Source organism: Kitasatospora sp. NPDC086801, assembly GCF_044745805.1.
In the GTDB taxonomy this organism is placed as follows: Bacteria; Actinomycetota; Actinomycetes; order Streptomycetales; family Streptomycetaceae; genus Kitasatospora.
In genome coordinates, this window is sequence record NZ_JBIVAX010000001.1 from 463,006 (window position 1) to 481,853 (window position 18,848).

13 protein-coding genes are annotated in these 18,848 nt (G+C 75.3%); 1 reads left to right on the plus strand and 12 read right to left on the minus strand.

The features are described from left to right. Positions 1–160: 160 nt before the first annotated feature. The 10 genes from ACIPLC_RS02130 to bldG all read right to left on the minus strand — a co-directional run bounded on the left by ACIPLC_RS02130 (position 161) and on the right by bldG (position 15,014). Entirely contained in the window at positions 161–1,309 is a 1,149-nt protein-coding gene (locus ACIPLC_RS02130; RefSeq protein WP_400470010.1) for a hypothetical protein, read from the minus strand. A gap of 355 nt (positions 1,310–1,664) precedes the next feature. Then, positions 1,665–2,876, minus strand: coding sequence for a DNA polymerase III subunit delta' (locus ACIPLC_RS02135; protein WP_400470627.1), 1,212 nt, complete (start codon positions 2,874–2,876; stop codon positions 1,665–1,667). A gap of 265 nt (positions 2,877–3,141) precedes the next feature. Then, positions 3,142–6,642, minus strand: a complete 3,501-nt coding sequence (tmk, locus tag ACIPLC_RS02140) for a dTMP kinase (RefSeq protein WP_400470013.1) — start codon at positions 6,640–6,642, stop codon at positions 3,142–3,144. 293 nt (positions 6,643–6,935) lie between these two features. Further along, entirely contained in the window at positions 6,936–9,818 is a 2,883-nt protein-coding gene (topA, locus tag ACIPLC_RS02145) for a type I DNA topoisomerase (protein WP_400470016.1), read from the minus strand. Between the two features lie 381 nt (positions 9,819–10,199). Continuing rightward, positions 10,200–10,658 (minus strand): DUF3592 domain-containing protein, encoded by a 459-nt coding sequence (locus ACIPLC_RS02150; protein WP_400470019.1) that lies wholly within the window; start codon positions 10,656–10,658, stop codon positions 10,200–10,202. A gap of 168 nt (positions 10,659–10,826) precedes the next feature. Then, positions 10,827–12,359, minus strand: coding sequence for a methyltransferase (locus tag ACIPLC_RS02155; protein ID WP_400470022.1), 1,533 nt, complete (start codon positions 12,357–12,359; stop codon positions 10,827–10,829). Between the two features lie 314 nt (positions 12,360–12,673). Further along, the gene (locus tag ACIPLC_RS02160) at positions 12,674–13,438 is read right to left on the minus strand and encodes a small secreted protein (protein WP_400470025.1); all 765 of its coding nucleotides are present in this window, start codon (positions 13,436–13,438) and stop codon (positions 12,674–12,676) included. Next, positions 13,435–13,920: a cyclophilin-like family protein gene (locus ACIPLC_RS02165; RefSeq protein WP_400470028.1), complete on the minus strand. Its 486-nt coding sequence runs from the start codon at positions 13,918–13,920 to the stop codon at positions 13,435–13,437. Before ACIPLC_RS02165 ends, ACIPLC_RS02160 begins: the two co-directional genes overlap by 4 nt. Positions 13,921–14,087: 167 nt before the next feature. Continuing rightward, positions 14,088–14,507: an ATP-binding protein gene (locus ACIPLC_RS02170; RefSeq protein WP_400470031.1), complete on the minus strand. Its 420-nt coding sequence runs from the start codon at positions 14,505–14,507 to the stop codon at positions 14,088–14,090. A gap of 165 nt (positions 14,508–14,672) precedes the next feature. Then, a complete protein-coding gene (gene bldG, locus ACIPLC_RS02175) occupies positions 14,673–15,014 on the minus strand; it encodes an anti-sigma factor antagonist BldG (protein WP_049659132.1) in 342 nt (113 codons plus the stop codon). Between the two features lie 221 nt (positions 15,015–15,235). Between bldG and ACIPLC_RS02180 the strand changes: the two genes are divergently transcribed. Continuing rightward, on the plus strand, positions 15,236–17,764 hold the full coding sequence (locus tag ACIPLC_RS02180) for a DEAD/DEAH box helicase (RefSeq protein WP_400470034.1): 2,529 nt from the start codon (positions 15,236–15,238) through the stop codon (positions 17,762–17,764). Here the strand turns inward: ACIPLC_RS02180 and ACIPLC_RS02185 are convergent. Both ACIPLC_RS02185 and ACIPLC_RS02190 read right to left on the minus strand, forming a co-directional pair. Then, a complete protein-coding gene (locus ACIPLC_RS02185; RefSeq protein ID WP_400470037.1) occupies positions 17,759–18,259 on the minus strand; it encodes an Rv3654c family TadE-like protein in 501 nt (166 codons plus the stop codon). The two genes, ACIPLC_RS02180 and ACIPLC_RS02185, sit on opposite strands and share 6 nt — an antisense overlap. Beyond that, positions 18,247–18,615 (minus strand): TadE family type IV pilus minor pilin, encoded by a 369-nt coding sequence (locus ACIPLC_RS02190; protein ID WP_400470040.1) that lies wholly within the window; start codon positions 18,613–18,615, stop codon positions 18,247–18,249. The genes ACIPLC_RS02185 and ACIPLC_RS02190 overlap by 13 nt, the downstream gene beginning before the upstream one ends. Positions 18,616–18,848: the final 233 nt, after the last annotated feature.

An 18,848-nucleotide genomic window follows, 5' to 3' on the forward strand; every position in this document is an offset into this window, starting at 1 on the left:
CGGTCGTCACCCCAGGTCGTCACCCCCGGTCGTCATCCCCGGTCGTCACCCCCGGTCGTCATCCCCGGGTCGTCGCCCGGCGACCCGACTCGCATTGCACCACAGCGCGCCGCCCGGCACCCGCCACGGGACCGGGCCGCAACGCCCCGTCCACGCCGGGTCAGGACGCCTTGGACAGCGCGTCGGCCAGGTACTGCGCCGCCTGCCGGACGAGCCGCAGCCGCTCCCGCTCGGGGGTGTAGTCCTGCACGTTGTCCGAGATCCGTACCTCCGCCTTGGCCGCCGGGCCGGTCCCGGCCTGGAGCGCGGCCTGGAGCTTGCGGGCCGCGTCCAGCCCGGCCGTGTCGGCCTTGGCGGCGGCCAGCAGCAGCTTCGCCGCGCTGCCGGCCGGGGCCTCGGCGCCACTCTGGGCGAGCGCGGCGGCGTCGTACCGACCGGAGACCGCGGCGGCCGCGCCGTACAGGTCGGGGCGGGACAGCCCGGCGGCGGCCGCGCACGGCGCACCGCCCTCGACGCCGAGGGTGCCCCAGGAAGCAGCGCTGGGCGACAGGATGCGGAAGGAGGCGGCGATGGCGGTGCGCAGCGCCTCGTCGTCGGCGACGGCGGCCGGCGCGGCGGCGACCAGGTCGCAGGGGTGTGCGGTGCCGTTCGGCGCCTCGGGCGCGACCAGGATGAAGGCGCGGGCGCGACCGGTCTGCAGGGCCGCGGTGAGGCCGTCGAAGACGTCCGGGACCTCGGCGTCGGCGGTCTTGCCCGGGGCGGCCGCGTGCATCACGACGACCGGGAAGCGCGCGTTGGGCTCCTTGGCGTACTGCGGCGGCAGCCAGACCCGGACGTTGCGCGGGCGCCCGTCCGGGCCGGGCACGGCGGACTGCAGCAGCTCGCCGCCCCCCGGCTGACCGACACTGTCGAAGTGGCCGGCCGCGGCCGCGGCCGCCGACGGGGCGGCGGAGGCCGCGGCCGGCTCCGCCACGACGGGCGGCGCCGCCTGCTGCCGGACCACCGCTCCCCCGCCCGAACCCGAACCCGATCCCGCCGCGTCGACCACCTGCTCGGTCCCGTCCGGTTCCTGGTCGTAGCGGCCGTGGCCGCCGAACGCCCCTGCCGCCGTGAGCAGTGTCAGCGCGGTGACGCAGACCCCGCAGATCATCGCTCCGGCCGCCCGCACCAGCATCGGCCAGCGGTCGCCCGGCAGTTCGTAGGTTGCGGCGGCGCATAGGTCTCGCCAGCGCTGGAGCGCGCCGCGGGCCAGCCAGATCCCGCCCAACGCGGCCATCAGCAGGGGGATGACGAGGAGCGAACGAACCATGGGACGCACCGCCTCGGGAGGAGGGCCGGCGCCGGACGGGACCCGGTGCCGTACGGGGGGCGACGGCCCCGGTACCGGGGCGCAGTCGGCCCCCAGCGTGCACAACGGGCGGACGGTCACACGCGGGTGCGCCCGGCGCGTATCGATCGTTCACTCGAAGGTGGGACAGCGGAGCGGCTCCGGGAGGCCCACGCCGGGCACTCGGCCCAAAGGAACCCGACTCAAAGGACCCGACCCGAACAGCCCGCCCAAAGGACCCGGCCCGAACAGCCCGCCCCGAAGGACCCGGCCCGAACAGCCCGCTCCGAACGACCAACCCAGAAGGGGCCAACCCCGAACGGCCCGGCGACGCGGCTCAGCCCGCGCGCAGCGCCACCGTCATCGCCTCGACGGCGAGCAGCGGATCCACGTTGCGGTCCAGCGCCTTCCGGCAGGCGAGCACCGCCTCGATCCGGCGCAGCGTGCCCTCCGGCGGACCGTCCTGCGCGACCCGGTTCAGGGCCTGCCGCTGGTCCTCGTTGGCGAGGGCGCCGCTGGAGCCGAGCTGGAGCGCGAGCACGTCCCGGTAGAAGCCGAGCAGGTCGAGCAGCGCGACGCCGAGGGTCTCCCGGCGGGTGCGGGTGGCCCGGCTCTTCTGCCGCTTCTCCAGCTCCTTGACCGCCCCGGCCATGCCGCGCGGCGCCTTGCTGCCCTCGGCGGCGCCGTAGGCGGCCTTCAGGTCGTCGGTCTCCTTGGCGTCCTGGGTCTCGGCGAGCGCCTCGGCATCGGCCTTGGCGGTGTCGACGAGGCGCTGGGCGGCGGCCAGGCAGCCGCCGATGTCGCCGACCTCCAGCGGGATCCGCAGCACCTCGGTACGGCGGGTGCGGGCCTGGTCGTCGACGGCGAGGCGGCGCGCGCGCTCGACGTCGCCCTGCCCGGCGAGTGCGGCCAGCCGGGCCGTCTCCGGATCGACGCCGTCGCGGCGGACCAGCATGTCGGCGACGGCCTCGGCGGCGGGTGTGCGCAGGACGAGCAGGCGGCAGCGCGAACGGATGGTCGGCAGCACGTCCTGGACGGAGGGGGCGCAGAGCAGCCAGACGGTGCGCGGGGAGGGCTCCTCCACGCCCTTGAGCAGCGCGTTCGCGGCGGCCTCGGTGAGCCGGTGGGCGGCGTCGACCAGGATCACCGACCAGCGGCCGCCGGTCGGGTAGCTGGAGGCGCGCAGCACGAGCTCGCGCATGTCGCCGACGCCGATGGACAGGCCGTCGGTCCGGACGTACTTGACGTCAGCGTGGCTGCCGGCCAGTACGGTGTGGCAGCCGTCGCAGAACCCGCAGCCGGGCGTGCCGCCGAGCGCGAGGTCCGGGCTGGTGCACTGGAGGGCCGCGGCGAACGCACGCGCGGCGGTGACCTGCCCGGCCCCGGGCGGGCCGGTGAACAGCCAGGCGTGCGTCATCAGGGAGGCGTTCCCGCCCGGCTGCGAGTCGGATCCGCGGCCGGCCGCGATCGTCGCCCCGGCCGCCCGGGCGGCGGCGGTCAGCTGCTCGACCACCCGCTCCTGGCCCACCAGGTCGTCCCAGACGGCCACTGCTGCTCCCAAGCTCCGTACGGCAGCGCTCCCGGCGCCTCTTCCCCGCCGTCGAGCATACGTGTCCGCTCCGACAGCCACGGCGCCCTCCGAGGCACCCGCCGCCGAAGGAACGCCCCGTCACCGCAGAAGACACCCCGACGCCGAAGGCGACGGGCGGCGCCGCCGGGGTTCTCCGCCCCGACGGCGCCGCCCGCCGTCCGTACCGCTGTCCTTACCGTCGTCCGTACCGCTGTCCTTGCGTCGTCCGTCCCGCCGCCCGGGGTCAGCCCCGGCGGCCCCAGCGACGGCCCTTGCCCTTGCCGCCGCCCTCACCCTGGTCGCCCCCGGGGGCCGGCCGGTCCTGGCTGCCACGCGGGTCCTGCGGGGCCGGGGCGCCGTGATTCCAGCGCGCCCACTCGTCACGCGAGCCGAGCAGGGTGTCGGTGAGGCTCGGCAGGTCGTCCATCGGCGTCTCCTCGGCCCAGTCGGGCCGGGGCCGCTCGGCGGTGGCCTGCGACTCGTCGACGGGCCGCGGCTCGGCGTCGACCACCGGCAGTTCGCGGGTGCTGTCCACCGGCTCCTCGCGCCACAGCCCCGGCGGCACCCGATCCTCGGTACGGCCCGCCCCAGCACGGCCCGGCGCCGCCCCACCCGGCGCCGGACGCTCCGACGAAGGACGCCCTGACGCCGGACGCTCCGACACCGGACGCTCCGGCTCGACCCGCGGCAGCACCGCGGTCCGGTCCGCTTCCTCCGGAACCTTCGGCAGCACGGCCGTCTCGTCCGCGGCGGCCGACGGGACCACCGGCAGCTGGGCGGTCGCGTCGGCGGCCTCCGCCGCCCGGACGGCCGCCTGCCGGTCCCGCGGCGACAGCTCCCGCGTCGCCTCGTCGGTCCCGCCGGGCCCGGCGGCGCCCACGGGCCCCGCCCCCGGGACGTCCCGCACGGCCCGCAGCTCGGTGGTCACAGCCTCGCCGGGAGCCGAACCAGCGGCCGGACCAGCAGCCGGACCGGCAGCCGAGCCAGCACCCGAACCGACCGAACCGGCCAGGCCAGCCGAGCCCGCCGCCGCCCGATCCGCCGTCGTCTGCGCCGCAGCAGCAGCCGCAGCGAGCGCGGCGGCCTGCGCCAGCCGGGCCTCCTCGGCCCGCTGCAGCGCCTCCTCCGCCCGGCGGCGCTGCTCCTCGCGCTGGAGTTCGCGCTGCCGCTGGAGCTCCGCCTGGGCGGCCGCCTCGTCGGCGAGGCGCTTGCGCTCGGCGGCCTCCACGGCCAGCCGGGCGTCCTCCTCGGCCTTCCGCTTGGCCTCCTCCTCGGCGCGGCGGCGGGCCTCCTCCTCCGCCCGGCGGCGGGCCTCCTCCTCGGCCTTGCGCCGGGCCTCGGCGGCGGCCCGTTCGGCCTCCTCCTTGGCCAGCCGCTCCTTCTCGGCCTGTTCGGCCCGCAGCTGCGCCAGCACTTCCTGCCGCTTGCGCTCGGCGGCCTCGGCCTCGGCCTTCTTGCGGGCCTCCTCGGCGGCGCGGCGCTCGGCCTCTTCACGGGCCAGCCGCTCCTGCTCGGCGCGGGCGGCCTTCTCCTGCTCGGAGAGCGGCAGCTCGCGGTCGAGCCGGTGCCGGATGGCGGTGGTGACGAAGCCGGGGGCCTGGCTGCCGTCGACGACCAGGTAGCGCGCCGGGTCGGCGGCCGCGAGGGCGAGGAAGCCGGACCGGACCCGCTGGTGGAACTCGGTGGGCTCGGACTCCAGCCGGTCGAGCGCCTCGGTGAAGCGCTCCCGGGCCCGGGTCGGGTCGACGTCCAGGACGACGGTCAGGTCGGGCAGCAGCCCGCCGGTCGCCCAGCGGGAGATCCGGGCGACCTCGGTGGCGGCCAGGTCGCGCCCGGCGCCCTGGTAGGCGATGGAGGAGTCCATGTACCGGTCGGTGATCACCACGGCGCCGCGGGCGAGGGCCGGCCGGATGACGTTCTCGACGTGTTCGGCCCGGTCGGCGGCGTAGATCAGCGCCTCGGCGCGGTGCGACAGGCCGGTGTTGCCGACGTCCAGGACGAGGCCGCGCAGCCGCTGGCCGACCGGGCTGCCGCCGGGCTCGCGGGTGAGCACGACCTCGTGCCCCTTGCCGCGGATCCACTCGGCGAGCGCCTGGGCCTGGGTGGACTTGCCGGCGCCGTCGCCGCCCTCCAGGGCGATGAAGAAGCCGGTGCCGGCGCCCTGGCGCGGGGCCGGGCCGACGGCGCCGCGCACCGCGTCGACCAGGTCCCGGCCGAAGGGCGCGGTGCCGCGCCGGTCGTCGGTCCGCAGCAGGACGACGGCGGCGAGGACCAGCGTGAGCAGCCCCGAGGTGGCGACCGCGAGGGCCGCACCGCCGTGGATGAAGGTGAACGAGCCGGGCTCGACCGTGCCGTACTCGACGTCCCCGTACGCCGCGGCGATCAGCGGGACGACGACCAGTGCGGCGGCGACCACGACCCGCAGCACCGCGTACAGGTGCTCGGTGACCTTCGGCAGCCGGGCCTCCTCAACCTCCTGGCCGAGCAGGGTGCGCCCAGCGGAGACGACGATCCCGGCGGTGAGGCCGGCCAGCACGGTGAGGGCCAGGACGAGGACGAAGTCCAGCACCAGCCCGGCCAGGATCAGCGCCACGCCCTCGGTGAGCAGCGCCAGCGCGAGCAGGCGGCGGCGCGAGAGCGCGGGCAGCGTGGCCCGGGTGAGCCGGGAGCCGAGGGCGGGCGCCGCGGTGGCGGCGAGCACCAGCAGGCCGTAGCCGATCGGCCCGGCCCGGTGCTCGGCGGCGGTGAGCAGGGCGAGCGCGACGACGCCGGTCATCGAGGCGTACCCGGCGGCGACGGCGAAGGTGAAGTACGGGGCGCTGCCGGTGCGGCCCTTGCTCAGCGCGGGGCCGGGCGTGGCGTCGGTGGGGGCGCGCAGGCCCTTCAGCGGCGAGTGCGGGGCGACGACCACCGGGCCGACGGGCAGCTGCTGGAGGTAGCCGCGGGCGGCCGAGGCGGCGAACAGACCGGCCGCACCGAGCGCGGCGAAGGTGAGCTGGTGGGCCCGGAGCCAGTCCGAGCCGAGCGCCGCGCCGATGTTGTTCAGCAGGGTGAGGGCGACCAGACCGACGGCCGCGAGCGGCACGGTGGCCCAGCCGGTGAAGCGGTCGATGCGCCGGACGGTGTCCAGGTGGGCGGCGGCGGGCCGCTGCTCGGCGGCGGGGGCGTACGGGTCGGCGGGCGGCAGCAGGCCCGGGACGGCGGCGTCCTTGGCGATCCCCCAGATCCGTTCGGCGGCGCCGGTGACGAACACGGTGGCGAGCAGGACGTAGGCGGCGGCGCCGGAGGGCTTCGGGCCGGAGCCCAGCCAGACGGTCCACCAGGGCGCGAGGCCGATCAGCAGGGCGCGCAGGGCGTCGGCGCCGAACAGCGTCCAGCGCCGGTCCAGCCGGCCCGCGACCAGCCGGTGCACCGGCCCGAGCAGCGCGACGCCGACCAGCCCGGTGGCCGCCAGCCGGACGGCGAGGACCGCCGTGACGGCGAAGGCGAGGCTGCGCGGCAGGTCACCGAACTGGCCGCCGAGGGCGACGGCGATCACGGTGAGCGCGAGCAGCACCAACAGGCCGAGCCGGTCGGCGGTGCCGCCGATCAGCTGGGTGGTCCACAGGCGCCGGTAGGGGCGCGTCCGCAGCAGCGCGCGGGCCCGTTCGACCGGGGTCCCGGCTGGCGCGACCTCGGGCAGGCCGGACGTGGCGTCGCGGGCGGCCGGGGCTGCGCTGGGGGTGGGCTGCTCCTCGCTCGTCATACGGTCAGCGTAGCGGGCGGGGGTTGGCCGGAATGAGACGAACGGGGTTCCGGATCCCGCTCATCACCGGGTTGTGACGTTCCGCGCACCCGGCCCGACCGGCCGCGGGCCCGCGTCCCCGGGGTGGGGTCGCGGGCCCGTCGGCACTGGTGGAGGCACTGGTGGAGGCACTGGCGAAGGCGCTGGCGCTGGCGAAGGCCTGCTCTAGCCCTGTCCTGAGCTCTGCCAGAGGCCCTGCCAGGGGCCGTGACAGGGCCCCCTGGCAGGGCTCCGGTCGAAGCCCTGCCGGAGGATCAGCCCTCGTCGACGGCCGCGGCCTTGGCGGCGGCGGTCTTCTTGGCCGCCGTCTTCTTCGCCGTGGTCGCCTTCGTCGCGGTCTTCTTGGCGGCGGTCTTCTTCGCGGCCGCGGTCTTGGTGGCGGCGGTCTTGGTGGCGGCGGTCTTGGTCGCCGTCGCCTTCTTGGCGGTCGCCTTCTTGGCCGGGGCCTTCTTCGCCGTCTTCTTCACCGGCCCGCGCGCCCGCTTCTCGGCGAGCAGCTCGTAGCCGCGCTCCGGCGTGATGGTCTCGACCTCGTCGTCCTTGCGGAGCGTCGCGTTGGTCTCGCCGTCGGTCACGTACGGGCCGAAGCGGCCGTCCTTGACCACGACGGGCCGCTCGCTGACCGGGTCGGTGCCCAGCTCCTTGAGCGGCGGGGCGGCGGCGGCCCGGCCGCGCTGCTTGGGCTGGGCGTAGATGGCCAGGGCCTCCTCCAGGGTGACCGTGAACATCTGCTCCTCACTGGTGAGCGAGCGGGAGTCGGTGCCGCGCTTGAGGTACGGGCCGTAGCGGCCGTTCTGCGCGGTGATCTCCACGCCCTCGGCGTCGGCGCCGACCACGCGCGGCAGCGAGAGCAGCCGCAGCGCGTCCTCCAGGGTGACGGCGTCCAGCGACATCGTCTTCAGCAGCGAGGCGGTGCGCGGCTTGACCGCGTTCTTGCCGGTCTTGGGCGTGCCCTCGGGCAGGATCTCGGTCACGTAGGGGCCGTAGCGGCCGTCCTTGGCGACCAGCATGTTGCCGCTGACCGGGTCCGGGCCGAGCTCGAAGTCGCCGCTGGGCTTGGCCAGCAGTTCCTCGGCCAGCTCGACGGTGAGCTCGTCCGGCGGCAGCTCGTCGGGGATGTCGGCGCGCTGGCCGGGCTCGCCCTCGACGTCGGAGGCCCGCTCGACGTACGGGCCGTAGCGGCCGACCCGCAGGGTGATGCCGTCGCTGATCCGGAACGAGCTGATCTCCCGGGCGTCGATCGCGCCGAGGTCGGTGACCAGTTCCTTCAGGCCGCCCAGGTGGTCGCCGTCACCGTTGCCGGCCTCGGCGGCGCCGCCGGTCGCGTGGCCGTCGCCCTCGCCGAAGTAGAAGCGCTTCAGCCACGGCACGGACTTGGCCTCGCCGGCCGCGATCCGGTCGAGGTCGTCCTCCATCTTGGCGGTGAAGTCGTAGTCGACCAGTCGGCCGAAGTGCTTCTCCAGGAGGTTGACCACGGCGAAGGAGAGGAAGGACGGGACGAGCGCCGTCCCCTTCTTGAACACGTACCGGCGCTGGATGATCGTGTCGATGATCGACGCGTAGGTGGAGGGGCGACCGATCTCCCGGTCCTCCAGCTCCTTGACCAGCGAGGCCTCGGTGTAGCGGGCCGGCGGCTTGGTGGCGTGGCCCTCGGGGGTGAGCTGCTCGGCGGCCAGCGGGTCGCCCTCGACGACCTGCGGCAGCCGGCGCTCGCGGTCGTCCAGCTCGGCGTTCGGGTCGTCGGCGCCCTCGACGTAGGCCTTGAGGAAGCCGTGGAAGGTGATGATCTTGCCGGAGGCGGAGAACTCGACGTCGCGGCCGTCCGCGGACGCGCCGCCGACCTTGACGGTCACCGACTGGCCGACCGCGTCCTTCATCTGGGAGGCGACGGTGCGCATCCAGATCAGCTCGTAGAGCCGGAAGTCGTCGCCGGTCAGGCCGGTCTCGGCGGGGGTGCGGAAGCGGTCGCCGGAGGGGCGGACGGCCTCGTGCGCCTCCTGCGCGTTCTTGACCTTGCTGGCGTAGGTGCGCGGGGCGTCCGGCAGGTAGTCGGCGCCGTACAGCTGGGTGACCTGCGCGCGGGCGGCGGAGATCGCGGTGTCCGACAGCGTGGTGGAGTCGGTGCGCATGTAGGTGATGAAGCCGTTCTCGTACAGCTTCTGGGCCACCTGCATGGTCCGCTTGGCGCCGAAGCCCAGCTTGCGGCTGGCCTCCTGCTGGAGCGTGGTGGTGCGGAACGGCGCGTACGGCGAACGGCGGTAGGGCTTGGACTCGACGCTGCGGACGCTGAACGCGGTCTGCTCCAGGGCGGCGGCCAGCTGCCGGGCGGCCTGCTCGTCCAGGTGCAGGGTGTTGGCGCTGCCGGCCTTCAGCCGGCCGTCGGAGCCGAAGTCGCGGCCGGTGGCGATCCGCTTGCCGTCCACCGAGGAGAGCCGGGCGCCGAGGGTCTCCGGGTTGGCCGCGTCGGCCGGGGTGCGGCCGGTGCCGAAGGTGCCGACCAGGTCCCAGTACGAGGCGGTGCGGAAGGCGATCCGCTCGCGCTCGCGCTCGACCACCAGCCGGGTCGCGACGGACTGCACCCGGCCCGCCGAGAGCTTCGGCATGACCTTCTTCCACAGCACCGGCGAGACCTCGAAGCCGTAGAGGCGGTCGAGGATGCGGCGGGTCTCCTGGGCGTCGACCAGGCGCTGGTTGAGCTCGCGCGGGTTGGCCACCGCCTCCTGGATCGCCGTCTTGGTGATCTCGTGGAACACCATCCGGTGCACCGGCACCTTGGGCTTGAGCACCTGCTGGAGGTGCCACGCGATGGCCTCGCCCTCGCGGTCCTCATCGGTGGCGAGGAAGAGCTCGTCGGACTCCGCGAGGAGCGACTTCAACTTGCTGACCTGGGACTTCTTGTCCGCGTTGACCACGTAGATGGGGGCGAAGTCGTGGTCGACGTCCACCCCGAGGCGGCGCACCTCGCCGGTGTACTTGTCCGGGACCTCCGCCGCGGTGCTGGGGAGGTCGCGGATGTGCCCGACGCTCGCCTCGACGATGTAGCCGGGGCCCAGGTAGCCCTTGATCGTCTTCGCCTTGGCCGGCGACTCGACAATGACGAGTCGCTGTCCGTGCGCGGTCTCGCTGCTCGGGGACACCTTCGCTCTTCTCTCCCGGTCCTTATGTGGGCTGGTCGGCGCCGGCAGCACGGGCTGCGCTCCGCCCGGCCCCTCCACCGTCCCGGGGCTGCCGCTGTACGACGACCCCACCAGCGGAGTGTGACCGTACCCCGGCCACCCTTGTCAAACGGACGGATCCCGCGTTTTCACTTTGCCGCGCTCACCGACGCCACTCGAACGGTAACCCGATGACGGAGGTTCGCGCCCCGTGGAGGGGGGGCTTCGGCGGGTTCCGGAGGATGGAATGACGGATTTCAAGATCTGTCAACGCAATATCGACGGCCCCGGGGGCCGCCCGCCGCAGGACGCCGACCACGGTTTCCCGGCGAACCCGTCCGGGGTCGACCGTCCGCCCCGGATTCAGCCGTTGACCGCCGAGAGCAGCCCGGCACCCGCTGCCAGACAGCCCAGGCCGAGCACGCTCCACAGCAGGTCGGCGACCGCGGCCCGGCTGATCTCCCCGGCCGCCAGCACCACCCGGCTCGGACGGCGCGGGTCGTAGCAGATCCGCACCGAGGCACCCGGCGCGAAGCGGTCCGGACGGCGCAGCGGCGTGTGTCCGCGCGGACGGGTGAGCACCAGCTCGGCGATCCGGCCCGCGCCGACCCCTTCGGCCGGGGGCAGGACGGAGAAGGAGAGCAGCGGGGCGCTGTCGAGCTGGCCGTGCGCCTCGTCCTCGACCACGACCGTGGCCACCGCCGACGCCCCCGACCGACGTACCCGGTGGCGAAGGCGCACTTCAGCGGCGCACCAGAGCAGCAGCACGCCACCGAAGAGGGCGAGCACCAGCCCACCCACCGTCGCCGTCGTCGTGTCCACCCCTGACCCCCGGCTCCCCAGCTCTGTCCACAGCCTGTGGACAGAGCCTCACAGCAGGGGACCAACGCGCGGCGGCCGACCGACGACCGCCGGACGAACCGGGGAGTACCGGAAGGTGAACCGGCGCCGACCGCCCAGATCCGGGGGCTCCCGCGTCGGGGGAGCGGGTCAGCCCTCGGGGCGGATGAACCCCTGCTCGGTCAGCAGCCGCAGCGACTCCGGCACCCGGTCCCGCAGGACCACCCGGTCCTCGCCGAGCAACTGCGCGATGGCGTCCACGATCTCGCCCGCCGACAGCGAACCGTCACAGACCCCGACGAAACCGGCACCCACCGTGTCGACCTTGGTGGCCCGCCGCATGCCCCGGTTGTGACGCAGGATCACGTGCTCCGGATCCTCCGCACCCGGCGCGCCGACCTGCTCCTGGACCACCTCGTCGGCCAGCACGTAACGGGCCGCGAGCAGGCCCGCGTCGTCGTGCGAACGCAGGAAGTCCTGCCGGTCGAACCACTCCTCGATGTGCGGGCCCAGCGGCTGCTCCACCGGGTGCGGCCACTCCTCCACCCGGACCGTCGGACGCTCGGCGCCGCTCGCCCGCAGGGTGATCCAGCCCATGCCGATGCCCTCGACCCGGCCCGCCTCGAAGGCGTCCAGCCACTCGCCGTACCGGGCCTGGTAGTCGCCGCCAGGACCGCGGTGATCGCCGCCGTCCCGCAGCCACAACTCGGCGTACTGGGCGACGTCCTGGACCTCCCGCTGGACGATCCAGGCGTCCAGTCCGGTACCCGCCACCCAGCTGGCCAGCCGCTCCTGCCAGTCCTCGCCCTTGACGTGCTGCCAGTTGGCGAGCAACTGGCAGTAGCCGCCCGGCTCCAGGTGATCGGCGGCCGAGCGGACCAGGCCGCGGCACAGGTCGTCGCCGGCCATGCCGCCGTCGCGGTAGGTGAACCGGCCGGTCGGCGAGATCACGAACGGCGGGTTGGAGACGATCAGGTCGAACCGCCGCTCCCCGACCGGCTCGAAGAGGCTGCCGGTGAGCGCCTCCCTCCGGTCGAAACCGGACAGCGCCAGGGTCAGCTCGGAGAAGCGCAGCGCGCGCGGGTTCAGGTCGGTGGCGGTCACCTGCCCGGCGTGCCGGGCCGCGTGCAGCGCCTGCACGCCGGAGCCCGAACCGAGGTCCAGCGCGGTCCGGACAGGCCGGCGCACGGTGATGTTGGCCAGCGTCGTCGACGCGCCGCCGACCCCGAGCACCAGGTCCTTGCGGGCCACCCCGTGCGCGGTCTCGCCGGACCCGATACCGCCCGCGCCACCCACCGCACAGCCCAGGTCGGACACCACCCAGGCGTCCGAACTGGCCATCCCGGCCACCTCGTTGGCGTACGGCCGGACGTCCACCGTCGCCCGCACCAGTTCGCCGTCGGAGCGCAGCCAGCCGTCGGCCAGGCAGTCCTCGACCGGCAGCGCGGCCGCGGCCGCCCGGTACGGCACCGGCTGCTGGAGCAGGAACAGCCGGACCAGCGTCTCCAGCGGGCTGCCGCCCCGGGTCGCCCGCAGCGCCGGCACCGCCTCACTACGGGCCAGCGCCGCATAGCCGGTGGGCCCGAGCAGGTCGAGGCAGCCATCGGCGGTGAACGAGGCGGCGAGCAGCGCCTCACGCAACTTGGCGAGGCGGGTCTGGTCGAGAAGGGGGCTACTGATCACCCCGCCATTGTCCCCCGCCCCGGACCGGGCGGCCGCCGGGCCGGGGCAGGGCGGGGCGGCCGCCGGGCCGGGGCGGGGGCGAGGCGGCCACCGGGCCGGGGCGGGGGGCGAGACGGCGGGTGGGAAGGGGCGGGGGGGGCGAGGCGGCCACCGGGCCGGGGCGGGGGCGAGGCGGCCACCGGGCCGGGGCGGGGGGGCGAGACGGCGGGTGGGAAGGGGCGGGGGGGCGAGGCGGCCACCGGGCCGGGGCAGGGCAGGGCAGCCACCGGGCCGGGGCGGGGCGGCTGCCCGGTCCCGGCCCAACGGCCTTGGGTTCAGCTCGCGCTGGGCGCGGGGGTGGCCGGGGGCGCGGCCGGGGTCGTCGCCGCAGTGGCCGGCGGAGTGGCCGGCGGGCTCGCCGGGGTGGTGTCGGCGCCCGCGGAGGGGGTGGCCGCCGGGCTCGCGCCGTCCGTCGCACCGGGCGCGGGTGTCCCGCCGGGCGCCCCGGCGCCCGGGGTGGCCGACGCGCCGCCGGCCCCGCCGCCCGGGGCCGCGGAGGCGGCGGGCTTGCAGCCCTCCTGCTTGGCCATGGCCGCGCCGAGATCGCCGCGCTGCAGCTTGCCCTGCGCCTGGGTGGACAGCGAGGCCAGCTGCTGGATCTGGTCCGAGACGCTGCGCAGCCCGTCCGCGAACTTCGCCTGGTCGGCGTTGGACAGGGCGTCCAGCTTCTTCTGGATGTCCTGGTAGCCGTCGGCCGCCTTGGTCAGCTCGGCGACGGCGTCCTTCTGCAGGTTCGCGCCGTCCTTCACCTTGGGCACACCGGCCGAGTTGATGGCCCCCGCGATGTCCTGGTTGGTCTTGGCCAACCGCCCGATGTCCGCCGAGAGCCGCTTCTGGAGGTCGGCCGGGGCCTCGCCGGTCTTCACCTGACCGGTGTCGACGAGCGCGGCCTGCGCCTGGGCGATCGGGTCCTTGGCCGCGCCGCAGACGTTCGACGCCCAGGACTCCAGCTGCTTGCCGTTGTCGTCGCCGCCGCAGCCGACGGCGCCGAACGCGAGCAGCGCGCCGAGGACGGGTACGGCCAGCAGTCGCTTGTTCACCGGGAGAAGCCTTTCGGTTTCGGTCGTCTTCGGTCGTCGAACCTACACGGCCGGTGTCCGCTGCCTGCTTCCCGGTTCCCGGACCTCGGTGCCCCGGCGGGTGCCCGGCCCCGCTCAGGCGCGCTCGACGCGGATCGGATCGCCGGGCCGGCGGTGCGCAGCACCCGGGCGTTCCCGTCCAGTCCACCGAGGATGTCGCAGGGGCCGGCCAGTCGGCACTCGCCGTCGTGGGCGATCGGCGTCGGCCCGTAGGGCAGCGCGAGGCTGTCGCCGTCGGTCCGGAACGCGACCGTGCCCGGCTCGACGACCTGCCGGGCGTCGCCCTCGCGCGGCACGCTGACCGGCGTGCCGAAGTAGACCTCCCCACCCCAGGTGCTCGCCGAGGAGCTGATCGACAGCTCGGCCCAGAGCGCCTCGGTGGTGGGTGTGGCCTCCAGCGTGGCGGTGGCCTGTCCGGCCGACCGCAGAATGCGAATCCGCATGGTCTTCCTTCGCGCGACAGGTCCGATCACCGATCGGACCCGGACGCGCCGGAAGCAGCGAACCGCCAGGTTCAACAATCTGTCAACGCACGCCCGAGGACTGGACCAGGGACCGGGCCAACGGCTGGACCACTGGGGGTGCGCAAGGCACGCGGAAGGTCGGGCCCTCAGACCACCACGGACTCGACCGAGACCGGCCAGCTCATCCGGATCAGGCCGCCGTCCGCGCCGTTGGTGACCTCCAGGTCCTCGACCAGACCGGTGATCACGGCGAGGCCCAGGGTGTCCTCGTCCGGGTCCGCCGCCTCGGCGGCGCCCGGGGCCGGGACGGCGGCGGGGCCGGCCTCGTCCTCGACCTCGATGAGGAAACGCTTCTCCTGGTCGGTCAACGCGACCCGGACCGTGCCGCCGATGCCGCCGCGCTGGTGCAGGCCGACCGCGCGGGAACAGGCCTCACCGACCGCGAGCCGCACCTCGTCGAGCACCGACTCGTCGACCCCCGCCCGTCTCGCGACGGCCGCGGCGACCAGCCGGGCCGTTCGCACGTGCTCCGGAAGCGCGCTGAATCGAAGTTCGACGGTTGCCATCTCTCCCCTTCGGGGTGCTCCGACCGGGGCCGGCGATGCGGCCCCTGCGGGCCGGCGGAACCGGCCCCGGGGCGGCCGGGAAGCACCGGGGCCCGCAGGCCCCGGCACCCCGGACGCGTGGAACGAACGGGCCGGCCTCCACGGGCACGGGCCGGCCCGGCCGCGTCAGTCGGTCGCGTTGACCGCGTCATCCACCGAGGTGTGGATCGGGAAGACCTTGGTCAGGCCGGTGATGCGGAAAATCTTCAGGATGCGCTCCTGGTTGCAGACCAGGCGCAGCGAGCCCTCGTGGGCGCGCACTCGCTTCAGACCGCCCACCAGCACACCGAGGCCGGTCGAGTCGAGGAAGTCCACGCCTTCCATGTCGACGACGAGGTGGTACTTGCCGTCGTTGACGAGCTCGACCAGCTGCTCCCGCAGCTTCGGGGCGGTGTACACATCAATCTCGCCGCCAACCTCGACGACCGTACGATCGCCGACTGAACGGGTCGACAGGGACAGGTCCACGGAACCTCCAGCACCTTGCCTTGCTACGTCATGTGCGATCCTCGGCCGGCCGGCCGCCACCGCATGGTCGCGAGCCCGGCCGCGCCCAGCCACGCGTGGCAAGCCTCGGCGCTGCGACCCACGGCCATCCGGCCGTCACGGCCACATTCAACCACCTGCGACCATGCCCGCACGATGGCTTACGACGATTCTGCGTCACGCCGGTGACACACTGGGTCCTCATGCCGCCCCGACACAGCCTGCCCGAGGCACTGCTCACAACCCTGTCCACCAGCCGGGGGCGGTCCGACCGGCTCACCCATACGGAGCACCTTCCCGCCCGACCTGCGCGTTATGCGCCCTGGCCCGAGTCGATCCGGCCCGAGATCGTCGCCGCCGCGCTCGCCGTCGGGGTGGAGCAGCCCTGGGCGCACCAGGCAGAAGCAATGAAACTGGCCAAAAGCGGTCAGACTGTGGTGATCGCCACAGGAACCGCCTCGGGCAAGTCGCTCGGCTACCTGGCCCCGGTGCTCAGCGACCTGCTGGACGGCACGGAGGCCCGCAACGGCCGTGGCGCCACCGCGCTCTACCTCGCCCCGACCAAGGCGCTGGCCGCCGACCAGCGCCGCCGGGCCGCCGAACTCGCCCCGCCCCGGGTCCGGGCCGCCCTCTACGACGGCGACACCCCGCCCGAGGAACGCGAGTGGGTCCGCCAGTACGCCTCGTACGTGCTCACCAACCCGGACATGCTGCACCGCGGCATCCTGCCCGCCCACGCCCGTTGGGCCTCCTTCCTCAAGGTGCTGCGCTACGTGGTCGTCGACGAGTGCCACAGCTACCGGGGTGTGTTCGGCTCGCACGTCGCCCAGGTGCTCCGGCGGCTGCGTCGCGTCTGCGCCCGTTACGGTTCGTCACCCACCTTCCTGCTCGCCTCCGCCACCACCGCCGACCCGGCCGCCACCGCCGAGCGCCTGACCGGCCTGCCCGCCCGGGCGGTCACCGAGGACGCCTCGCCGCGCGGGCCGATGGTCTTCGGCCTCTGGGAGCCGCCGCTGACCGAGAACGTCGGCGAGCACGGCGCGCCCGTCCGCCGCACGGCCACCGCCGAGGCCGCGCAGCTACTGACCGACCTGGTCGAGCGCCAGACCCGCACCGTCGTCTTCGTCCGCTCCCGCCGCGCCGCCGAACTCGTCGCCCTCCAGGCCCAGGACCAGCTCGGCCGGCCGCTCGCCGACCGGGTCGCCGCCTACCGCGGCGGCTACCTCGCCGACGAACGCCGGGCCCTGGAACGCGCGCTGCACAGCGGCCGGTTGCTCGGACTCGCCTCCACCTCCGCTCTCGAGCTCGGCGTCGACGTCTCCGGCCTCGACGCCGTCCTGATGGCCGGTTACCCCGGCACCCGGGCCTCGCTCTGGCAGCAGGCCGGGCGGGCCGGCCGCGAGGCCCAGGGCGCGCTGGCCGTCCTGATCGCCCGGGACGACCCGCTGGACACCTATCTGGTGCACCACCCGGAGGCGCTGTTCGCGGCGCCCGTCGAAGCCACCGTGCTCGACCCGGACAACCCCCACGTCCTCGCGCCGCACCTGTGCGCGGCCGCCGCCGAACTCCCGCTCACCGACGCCGACCTGGAGCTGTTCGGCCCCTCCACCGCACCGTTGCTGCCCGTCCTGGAACGGCGCGGCCTGCTGCGCCGGCGCAGCGACGGCTCCTGGTACTGGACCCGCCGCGAACGCGCGGCCGACGCCGTCGACCTGCGCGGCAGCGGCGGCAGTCCGGTGCAGATCGTCGAGGCCGACACCGGCCGCCTGCTCGGCACAGTGGACGCCGCGGCCGCCCACACCACCGTCCACACCGGGGCCGTCCACCTGCACCAGGGCCGCACCTTCCTGGTCCGGGAACTCGACCTGGAGGACTCGGTCGCCCTGGTCGAACCGGCCGACCCGCCGTACACCACGGCCGCCCGCGACATCACCTCCATCTCCGTGCTCGACACCGACACCACCGTTCCCTGGGGCGAGGGCCGACTCAGCTTCGGTTCGGTGGAGGTGGTCAACCAGGTGGTCGGCTACCTCCGGAAGCGGATCTCCACCGGGGAGATCATGGGCGAGAGCAAGCTCGACCTGCCGCCCCGCACGCTGCGCACCCGCGCGGTCTGGTGGTCCGTCACCGAGGACCAGCTGCTGGACGCGGACGTCCCGCTCGACCGGCTGCCCGGCGCCGCCCACGCCGCCGAACACGCCTCGATCGGGCTGCTGCCGCTGTTCGCCACCTGCGACCGCTGGGACATCGGCGGCGTCTCCGTCCCGCTGCACCCCGACACCGAACTACCCACCGTGTTCGTCTACGACGGCCACCCGGGCGGGGCCGGCTTCGCCGAACGCGGTTTCCAGCGGGCCATCGCGTGGCTGACGGCCACCCGCGAGGCGATCGCCTCCTGCGAGTGCGAGCGCGGCTGCCCGTCCTGCGTCCAGTCGCCCAAGTGCGGCAACGGGAACGAGCCGCTGGACAAGGCCGCAGCCGTCCGGCTCCTGGACGTCCTGCTGGCCGGCGCCCCCGAGACGGCAGGCGCCAGGGCGGCGGGCCCCTCAGCGAGCCCCTCAGCGGACTCCGAAGCGGACCCCGGGACGGACTCCGGAACGGCGGCTCCCTCAACAAACCCGTCAGCGGACTCCGAAGCGGGATCCGAAGCGGGATCCGAAGCAGCCCCCGAGGCGGACTCCGGAGCGAAGCCCGAGCCGGGCGCGGACGGTGGGCCGCCGACCGGCTCATGAGCCCACCGCCGACCCGCCGGACGGCCCGTCGAGACCGTCCTCGGCGGCGGTGACCGCGGCCCGCACCGGTCCGGCCCGGGCCCTCGCCCGTGCCGGGCCGACCGACAGGCGCGCCGGTAGCCCGCCGACCGTCACCTCGGCCACCACCGCGACGGCGTCCCCTGCCCGGTCCACCGCGCAGGACACCAGACCCGCGCCCTGCGCGGCAGCGATCCCCACGGCCCGCCCGCACCCGCCGTCCGGGTCCAGCAGCAGCCGGTCCGCGGCCGCGAGGGCCGCCAGGTCGGCGGCCGACTCGGCCCGGTGCCGCGCGGCGACCACCGCTCCGACCGCCATCGTCCCGGCGAAGACCGCCGTGCCGAGCATCGCCAGGGCGAGCAGCCAGACCGTCGCCGAGCCGGCGTCCGGCCCGTGCCCGCCGACGGCGGCCGCCCGGGCGGTACGCGCCCTCGCCCACCGCCGCGCCGCCGACCGCACCCCGGTCAGGACGGCCATGAACCACCACCTCCCGCGATTCCCACGGCTCCCGCACCTCCCGTGACCCCCACGAGGGTGTCCTCCCTCGCCGCCACCGCGGCCGCGCCCAGCCGTACGGCGAGCAGCCCGCCGAGCCTGCCCGGCGCCCCGCACGGCGCGTCCACCTCCACCCGCACCACGTCCGCCGCCACCGCCACCCGCACCTGTGCCCCTGGCGGCGCGGCCGCGCGGGCGAGTTCGGCGGCGTCCGCCTCCCCGCGTGCGGCCGCCCTGGCCCCGACCCGGGCCGCGTCCACGCAGCGGATCTGTGCGGCCGCCGCCAGCACGCCCCAGATCAGCATCGCCGCGAGCAGGACGAGTGCCGGCAGGGCCACCGCGGTCTCCGCCGTGACGAAGCCCGCATCGCCGCGACGGCCCGGCCGCAGCGACCACACCCGCCCGCCACCACCTGCCGCCGCCCGACCCGGTCGAGTCCTCGACGTCCCGTCATCCGCCCGGAGGTCGGGCGCGACGGTGTCGGGGTCCGTGCACCGCACGGCGGAGGAGGGGCACGATGCGGTGGTGGCGCCTCCCGGTCGAGGGCTGGGGGCCGTCGGGCGATCGACGA